The sequence below is a fragment of the Erythrobacter sp. genome, from assembly GCF_038133525.1.
GTDB lineage: Bacteria > Pseudomonadota > Alphaproteobacteria > Sphingomonadales > Sphingomonadaceae > Qipengyuania.
Map to the genome: position 1 here is coordinate 1 of NZ_JAYPTL010000076.1, position 7640 is coordinate 7640.

Annotated in this window: 10 protein-coding genes; 7 read left to right on the forward strand and 3 right to left on the reverse strand. The window is 60.0% G+C overall.

Annotated features, from left to right (window positions below; genetic code table 11):
* Positions 1-359, forward strand: a 359-nt coding sequence (locus AAFM29_RS15120) for a sigma-70 family RNA polymerase sigma factor (protein ID WP_341713615.1), incomplete at its 5' end; no start/stop codon positions are given.
* A 7-nt stretch (positions 360-366) separates the two neighbouring features.
* Here the strand turns inward: AAFM29_RS15120 and AAFM29_RS15125 are convergent.
* The gene (locus tag AAFM29_RS15125) at positions 367-2070 is read right to left on the reverse strand and encodes a M20/M25/M40 family metallo-hydrolase (protein WP_341713616.1); all 1704 of its coding nucleotides are present in this window, start codon (positions 2068-2070) and stop codon (positions 367-369) included.
* 137 nt (positions 2071-2207) lie between these two features.
* Here AAFM29_RS15125 and rpiB point away from each other — a divergent pair, with 137 nt between their 5' ends.
* From rpiB to AAFM29_RS15155, 6 genes are all read left to right on the forward strand, one after another.
* Positions 2208-2645 (forward strand): ribose 5-phosphate isomerase B, encoded by a 438-nt coding sequence (rpiB, locus tag AAFM29_RS15130; protein ID WP_341713617.1) that lies wholly within the window; start codon positions 2208-2210, stop codon positions 2643-2645.
* Positions 2646-2682: 37 nt separating this feature from the next.
* Positions 2683-3960, forward strand: a complete 1278-nt coding sequence (gene glyA, locus AAFM29_RS15135; RefSeq protein WP_341713628.1) for a serine hydroxymethyltransferase — start codon at positions 2683-2685, stop codon at positions 3958-3960.
* An 11-nt stretch (positions 3961-3971) separates the two neighbouring features.
* On the forward strand, positions 3972-4196 hold the full coding sequence (locus AAFM29_RS15140) for a hypothetical protein (protein WP_341713618.1): 225 nt from the start codon (positions 3972-3974) through the stop codon (positions 4194-4196).
* Positions 4197-4661 carry a transcriptional regulator NrdR gene (nrdR, locus tag AAFM29_RS15145; RefSeq protein WP_341713619.1) on the forward strand — a complete coding sequence of 155 codons (465 nt, stop codon included), beginning with the start codon at positions 4197-4199 and terminating at the stop codon, positions 4659-4661.
* The gene (locus AAFM29_RS15150) at positions 4654-5382 is read left to right on the forward strand and encodes an RNA methyltransferase (RefSeq protein WP_341713620.1); all 729 of its coding nucleotides are present in this window, start codon (positions 4654-4656) and stop codon (positions 5380-5382) included. The genes nrdR and AAFM29_RS15150 overlap by 8 nt, the downstream gene beginning before the upstream one ends.
* Positions 5383-5452: 70 nt before the next feature.
* Positions 5453-5731: a hypothetical protein gene (locus tag AAFM29_RS15155; protein ID WP_341713621.1), complete on the forward strand. Its 279-nt coding sequence runs from the start codon at positions 5453-5455 to the stop codon at positions 5729-5731.
* Here the strand turns inward: AAFM29_RS15155 and AAFM29_RS15160 are convergent, their stop codons facing one another.
* A complete protein-coding gene (locus AAFM29_RS15160) occupies positions 5732-6043 on the reverse strand; it encodes a chorismate mutase (protein WP_341713622.1) in 312 nt (103 codons plus the stop codon).
* A 57-nt stretch (positions 6044-6100) separates the two neighbouring features.
* A partial coding sequence (locus AAFM29_RS15165; RefSeq protein WP_341713623.1) for a GMC family oxidoreductase N-terminal domain-containing protein occupies positions 6101-7640 on the reverse strand: 1540 nt, incomplete at its 5' end.

A 7640-nucleotide genomic window follows, 5' to 3' on the forward strand; every position in this document is an offset into this window, starting at 1 on the left:
GCAAGGTGATGAAGATCGCCAAGGAACCGATCAGCCTCGAAACGCCGATCGGCGATGAGGAGGATTCACACCTCGGTGACTTCATCGAGGACAAGAATGCGATCATCCCGGTCGACGCGGCGATCCAGGCCAACCTCAAGGAAACGGTCACCCGGGTATTGGCCTCGCTCACCCCGCGCGAAGAACGCGTGCTGCGCATGCGCTTCGGCATCGGGATGAACACTGATCACACACTCGAGGAAGTCGGCCAGCAGTTCTCGGTTACCCGCGAGCGTATCCGCCAGATCGAAGCCAAGGCGCTGCGCAAGCTCAAGCACCCGAGCCGCAGCCGCAAGATGCGCTCGTTCCTCGATCAGTAGGTCACGTTCAGGCCGGCTTGAGCGGGGAGTAGACCGCGACAGTCGGCGGGATGGGGTCGAAGCGAACCCACAAGGCCGTTCCAACGGCCGCCACCAACAAGACGCCCGCGAGCATTCGCGGGCGTTTTTGTTCGGGCCACAGCGGCAACAAGGAAATCACAGCAAGCCCGGCGGGCAATACCACTGCGTAGGGCATGGCAGGCCCCACGCCCTGCATGATCTGCCAACCGAGCGCGAGAAGATACCCCGTCACAAGGGCAGCGACCACACCTGCAGATACCCTGCCCAATCCCTCGCTGTTCAGGGCCCGGATCGCTTCGACGCACCCGACGAGCATCACAGGGACAACGATGAAATAGGCAGCCGTGGGTGCGAACCACTGCGAAGCGACTGCGATTGCCAATAACGGCAACGCCGCTCCCAGGCGTGCTGTCGGGCCATGCCCTTTCCCGCCCCAAAGGAGGGAAACGCAGGCGAGCAGCGCCAGCCCGACCATTATGGTGAGTTTGGGGATGGCCGCGAGCCGATCATAGTACCCTGCCCCGGTCCCGGCTCCTGAAAGGAGATTGAGACCAAAGAGCAAGGCGCCGCCAACGAGCAGCAGCAGCATCATGCGGGTGGCTCCACCCAAAATACCGCGATCGCCCGCTCCTCTTCCCCGATATCCAATCGCGAAGCCGAGCGCGGCGAGAGCAAGCATGACCCAACCCAGCCATGGTGAATAGACGATAGTCGTAACCCCGAACGCATCGAAGAACACCGCGTCGCTTGTCGCTTGCGGCAGCTCCTCCGCATTGGCGAGAGCCTTGGCAAGCGCGTGCGTTTGGCCAAGCATGTGGTTGAGCGCGCCGCGATCGAGGTTTTCTGGCGTCGCCAACGGAGAATGGTAGAGCCCCGACCGCCCAATAAAGGCAATGTTGTAGGCAGCGTAACCGCCGCGTTCGAGCGTTGCGGTAAGATCGGTATCGTTGGGCAGAACCGAATAGAGATAGGCCGAGAGCGACGAGGTCGCCGGATGCTCGACCGTGCTCGCGTAGAGTTCGACGCTCTCGCGATTACCCGGTCCGGTCTGGAACATGCTCGCAATGCCGCCGCCCCCGCGTGCCTCGAGGTTGATCACGGCCCCGATTTTCTCGGCAAGCGGGTCTTCCCTGAAGAACTGAAATGCGCCGACCAGGCCAAGCTCTTCGGCATCGGTGAAGATGACGACGATGCTGCGTCGGGGTTTGCCCTGGGCGGCTAGGGCACGAACCGTCTCGAGAATGACCGCCACGCCCGCCGTATCGTCGGCAGCCCCGGGAGAACCCCACACGCTGTCGTGATGCGCCATCAGACCGATAGCGGGCAACTGCGGGTCCTGTCCCTCAAGGATACCCACGACATTGACGAAGCCGGTCGGCTCCGCGGATTTCTCGCCGCGCCAGTGATCGAGCTTCTCCTGCGATTTGCTATCGATGACGCCAGACGTCGTTTTCACCGTGAGGCCGAGCTCTTCGAGCCGGGAAAGCAGATATGCCCGCACCCTGGCATTGGCGGCCGAGCCCGTCGAATGCGGCTCGGTCGCGATACGCTCGACCTGCGCGAAGGCGCCCTCGATGGAAGCCACGCTGGGATCGGCGCTCATCGTCGGTGGTGTCGGCGGAGTCGTCGCCTTCACTGCCAGCAACAAGGCGGCCGCCAAGGTACCGATAAAAAAGGCCCAGTTCCGCATAGTTCTCCCCTTCGACGGCCAAGAAAGACGCGAAGGAGGGTCTGGGGTCAAGGTCCTTCGCGGCGCTTTCCCGGTCTCAGGGCAAAAGCACCGCAGCGGGGTGGCGAGAATCGCCTTCAACCCCTATGTGCGCGGCCATGAGAATCGCCATTGCCTCCGACCATGCCGCAGTCGACCTCAAGGATGAACTGCGCGAATGGCTGATCGAACTGGGCCATCAAGTTGCAGACCTTGGTCCGGAAACGAAAGACAGCGTAGATTATCCCGATTTTGGTTACAGCCTGGCAGCGGTCGTGGCCGACGGCACCGCTGAACGCGGCATTGCCTTATGCGGCTCGGGGATTGGCATTTCGATCTCCGTGAACCGCAATCCTGCTGTGCGATGCGCTTTGGTGTCCGAGCCACTTTCCGCTTCGCTTGCGCGCGAACACAACGATGCCAATTGCATTGCCATGGGTGCGCGATTGATGGGGATCGACATGGCCAAAGCATGTCTGTCCGCATTCCTCGAAACTGAATTCGCCGGCGGCCGCCATCAGCGCCGCGTCGATAAGCTATCCAATCCGGAGATCTGATTTGGCTTCCCAGCCCGCCAATAACACCCGCGACCCGATGGACCGCTTCTGGCACGACACGCTCGCGGAAGCCGATCCCGAAATCTACGGCGCCATCCGCAAGGAGCTGAAGCGCCAGCAAGACAAGATCGAGTTGATCGCAAGCGAAAACATCGCCTCCTCTGCGGTGCTGGAAGCTACCGGATCGGTCTTCACTAACAAGTATGCCGAAGGCTATCCGGGCAAGCGGTACTATGGCGGCTGCGACTATGCCGATGTAGTCGAAACACTCGCGATTGAACGCGCCAAGCAGTTGTTTGGATGCAACTTTGCCAATGTGCAGCCGAATTCCGGGAGCCAGATGAACCAGGCGGTGTTCCTGGCGCTGCTGCAGCCTGGCCACACCTTCATGGGCCTCGATCTCAACTCGGGCGGTCACCTGACCCACGGATCGCCCGTCAACATGAGCGGCAAGTGGTTCAACCCCGTCAGCTACGGCGTCCGCAAGGATGATGAGCGCATCGACATGGATGAGGTCATGGCTATCGCCAAGGCCAACATGCCCAAGCTAATCATCGCCGGCGGAACCGCATATTCACGTGTGTGGGATTGGGAAGGCTTCCGCAAGGTTGCAGACGAAGTCGGCGCCTACCTGATGGTCGACATGAGCCATATCTCGGGCCTTGTGGCCGGTGGTGCGCACCCTTCCCCCTTCCCCTACGCCCATGTCGTCACCACCACCACGCATAAGTCGCTCCGCGGACCGCGTTCAGGCGTCATTCTGTGGGATGATGAGGCGCTGACCAAGCCGCTCAACATGGCGGTATTCCCCGGCTTGCAGGGCGGTCCGCTGATGCATGTTGTCGCGGCCAAAGCGGTTGCCTTTGGTGAAGCGCTGCGTCCTGATTTCAAGGAATACGCGCACCGCGTAGTCGAAAACGCCCGCGCCTTGGCCGCGAGCCTCGAGGCAAACGGGCTGCGCGTCGTTTCCGGCGGCACCGACAACCATTCGATGCTCGTCGACCTCACTGCCAAGGACGTAACGGGCAAGGACGCCGAAAAAGGGCTCGATCGAGCCTGGCTGACCTGCAACAAGAACGGAATTCCCTATGACACCCGCAGCCCGTTTGTGACCAGCGGTGTGCGCCTGGGCACTCCGGCGGGAACGACACGCGGATTTGGCCCTGTGGAGTTCACGCAGGTTGGCGCGCTGATCGCCGAAGTGGTAGACGGACTCTCGCGCAACGGCCCCGAAGGCGACGGCCAGGCGGAGGAACGCGTGCGCAGCAAGGTTGCCGAACTCTGCGCAGCCTTCCCGGTCTATCCGGGGCGTTGAGGAGAACGACGATGGATGACCGCGAACCGAACCACCAGGATCACAAGCTCATTCCCGACGCTACAGCGGAACTGAAGGGAATGGCCAAGGAAGGCATGGCACACCCGTCGACCAAGCCGGTGCTGACCGGCGCGGTCGTGGGTGCGGTTGCAGCTGGTCTCCTCCCGGTAGTGACTTGGCCAGTCGGCCTGATCGCCGGCGCCGGCATTATGCTTTACAAGCGAATTCGCCCATAGATGCGCTGCCCCTTCTGCGCGCATGATGACAGCCAGGTAAAGGACAGCCGGCCGACCGAGGACAACACCTCGATCCGTCGCCGGCGCCAATGCTCAAGCTGCGGCGGGCGCTTCACGACATTCGAGCGCGTACAGTTGCGCGAAGTGACCGTGGTCAAGAGCGGCGACCGACGCGAGCCGTTCGATCGCGGCAAGCTCGAGCAATCGATCACACTCGCCTGCCGCAAACGCGACATCCCGCAGGAGCGGATCGATCAACTCGTATCCGGAATTCAGCGGCAAGTCGAAACCGCGGGTGAAGCAGAAGTTTCATCGCAGCGCATCGGCGAGATGGTGATGAATGGCCTGCGACAGCTCGACAGCGTCGCCTATATTCGTTTCGCCAGCGTCTATCGCGACTTCAGCGAGGCGCGCGACTTCGAGGAATTCGCCAGCACGGTGCAGGAAGCGGCGAAAGGTGGCTGACACGCTCAAGCCAGTCGTCGTCCTGATCCGACCGCAACTTGGCGAGAATATCGGCAAGGCTGCGCGGGCTATGCTCAATTTCGGACTTACCGAAATGCGCCTCGTTGAGCCGCGAGATGGGTGGCCCAACCCGTCCGCTGGACCTGCGGCGGCCGGAGCGGACATCGTGCTCGAAAAGGCCAAGGTCTATTCGACCACTGCTGAGGCAGTGGCCGATTGCGCGCGCGTCTACGCCACGACCGTGCGCAAGCGCGGCGTCACCAAGCCAGTGCTGACCCCTGAACAAGCTGCACGTGAAATGGCCGGCAATGTCGGCCGCAGCGCTTTCCTCTTCGGGCCCGAGCGTTCCGGGCTCGAAACCGAAGATGTCGCGCTCGCCCGAGCGATCCTTACGGTGCCGATCAATCCAGACTTCGGGTCGCTCAACCTTGCCCAGGCGGTGATACTTTGCGCCTATGAGTGGTCGAAGAACGAGCAGCTTGTGCAGCCCACTCACGAAGAGCTGCTACCTCCCGCTCCGCAGGAAGAACTGGAAGGTTTGATCGAACACCTCGAGCGCTTGCTCGATCCAAAGGGCTATTTTCTCCCGGAAGCACGCGCCGATGCGACCCGTAGGACACTTCGCGGTGTTCTGACCAAGCCGGGCTGGAACCACCTTGAAGTTCGCACTCTCCGTGGCGTCTTGAGTTCATTGGAACGCGACCCCCGGAAGTTAGTATAGACATACCTAAACACTGCCGATAACCACCTGTTCGGACGTATTTACTTTTTCTCTAGGAGTAGTGGTCGCCATGAAGTCGAGGCATGTATTAATGTTCGTTGCTGCAATGGCGCTTGTGCCCAGCGTTGCCACTGCTGCCAGCGATGGCGAACAGGATCAGGCACCCGAAGCAGAAGCCAAAAAAGAGAAGCCGAAGCGTATTTGCCGCCAGATCCGGAATACCGGGTTTCGGACCGCATCCCGGGTATGCAAGACTCAGGAGCAGTGGGATGCTCAGGATCGAGCGATTAATGGCGATGAGTTGGACCTGAAAACGGGCAATGTTTCCGGCCGCACGATCGGGCGTTGATCAAGATCTCAGTCGGTCCCACTCGTCTAACTCGAAATTGATCGAACATTCGACAAGCATATCCCATATCTGGGCAATCTGCTCGCTCGGCAATCCTAGCTTCGCCGCATCACTGGTTGCATTTGCCACAACCTCAGCCTTGCGGGCCTCATCACGGACCACGTTGCGGTCACTCTTAATCCGCGCGGCGGCACGCATGTAGCCGAAGCGCCGCTCAAGCAGTTCCATCAGCTGGCGATCGGTCGCGTCCACACCCTGACGCACCTCGCGCATGTCCACGCAGTCGTTCGGAAGCTTGAATGTATTGTCCATGACGCCGCGCCCTGCCCTCACCCGGGCACTTTGTCGAGGGGCAAGTCTGCCCAGCTGCTATGCCGATTCTGCCGTCGTTGGGTGATCCTGCCGAATTAGGTCTGAAGCCCGTTCTCCGATCATGATGCAGGGAGCATTTATATTCCCACTGGGAATTTCGGGCATGATGCTGGCATCTGCAATTCGCAGGTTTCCTACACCTTTCACGCGCAGTCGTTCATCGACGACATCACCTATGCGGCAGGTGCAAGACAGGTGATAGACCGTCATCGCGAAATGCAGTGCCATATTCTCCAGCATGGCATCGCTAGGCCTATCACCATGACGATAGCCGTGTAGCTCCGATAGTTTGGGAGGTGCCAGCCAGTCACCTAGTCCGCCAGGCCAATTGGCCGCGATGTCAAAGACCTTGCGCTGAATGGCAACCATGACCTTGAGATCGTGAGGATCGTCGAAATAGTTGAGCCTGATCTGCGGCTGTACCGCGGGATCGGCACTTGCGATGATCAATTCGCCTTCACTGTGAGGGACGCAATTGCTCGCAAGAATTATTACGTTCTCTGCCTCTGGTTCGAAAACGGTGTCAGGGTTCTCGAATAGCTGCTCCACATCGATCAGCAGGCGATCCCCAATAACGTCGCGCCCATAACAGGTAGGCACAAATCCGATCTGGGCGTCATGAGTATGGTCATCGCCAAGTCCAGTCGAAAAGAAGCTGATCCCATCGTAGATCGACGACGATGCATATCCTGTCCCATGCTCGGTCCATTCCTCAAGTCGACGCTCGGCTTCACGTTTTATCGCCCCTTGCTCGGGCGACAGGTTGGCATCCTCAGCAGGGTCTTCGGGCAATGGTCCATTGGGTCCACGCAATGAATCGGGGCCGGCAGACAAAAGCAAATCGCCCAGCGGAACCCCAACGCCTGGAGCTCTGAATGCCAACGGGACTTGGTAGTGGTCCTTCAGATGTTTCCCGACGTGTGGGTTATCAAGGCGGCAAGTAATGCCAACTGCTTCAAGCTCGCGCCGACAACCGATACCAGACAGCATCAGAAGATGCGGCGACCCTACCGCACCAGCGGAAAGAATGGTTTCACGCCGGCTATGGATCGCATGCCGAACTCCCTCGGAATCACGATATTCGACTCCCCGACAGGTAAGTTCGTCTCCCTCGCCATCGAGTAGCAGTTTGGTGACTTGTGCTCCGGTGACTATTGTCAAGTTGGCCCTATCCTCGGCGTCGCCTTCCAAGTAGCCGTGATAGGTGCTCGAGCGGCGACCGTTGCGGGTGTTCGTCTGGACAAGCGAGGCGACACCATTCGGATTGTTCCGCCCGCTACCGTTATAGTCTCCTGACGGAATTCCAACAGCCTCGGCGGCTTGCACGAACTGCCGAGCAGCAGGTATGACGGGTGAACGAATGCCCACCCCAATCGGGCCCGACCTTCCTCGTCCCTTATTGTCTATGATCGCCTCGTTCGAGGCTCGAACCTCTTCCATTCGCTCAAAGCAATGATGAATTTCCGAATAACTCCAACCGGTTGCACCGCGTTCCGCCCAATTATCGAAATCCCCGGGATGGCCCTTAACATAGACC

Excerpts from the sequence above, each read along its gene's own strand:
- AAFM29_RS15125 (WP_341713616.1), bottom strand. The coding sequence starts at position 2,070 with ATGCGGAACTGGGCCTTTTTTATCGGTACCTTGGCGGCCGCCTTGTTG.
- rpiB (WP_341713617.1), top strand. The coding sequence starts at position 2,208 with ATGAGAATCGCCATTGCCTCCGACCATGCCGCAGTCGACCTCAAGGAT.
- glyA (WP_341713628.1), top strand. The coding sequence starts at position 2,683 with ATGGACCGCTTCTGGCACGACACGCTCGCGGAAGCCGATCCCGAAATC.
- AAFM29_RS15140 (WP_341713618.1), top strand. The coding sequence starts at position 3,972 with ATGGATGACCGCGAACCGAACCACCAGGATCACAAGCTCATTCCCGAC.
- nrdR (WP_341713619.1), top strand. The coding sequence starts at position 4,197 with ATGCGCTGCCCCTTCTGCGCGCATGATGACAGCCAGGTAAAGGACAGC.
- AAFM29_RS15155 (WP_341713621.1), top strand. The coding sequence starts at position 5,453 with ATGAAGTCGAGGCATGTATTAATGTTCGTTGCTGCAATGGCGCTTGTG.
- AAFM29_RS15160 (WP_341713622.1), bottom strand. The coding sequence starts at position 6,043 with ATGGACAATACATTCAAGCTTCCGAACGACTGCGTGGACATGCGCGAG.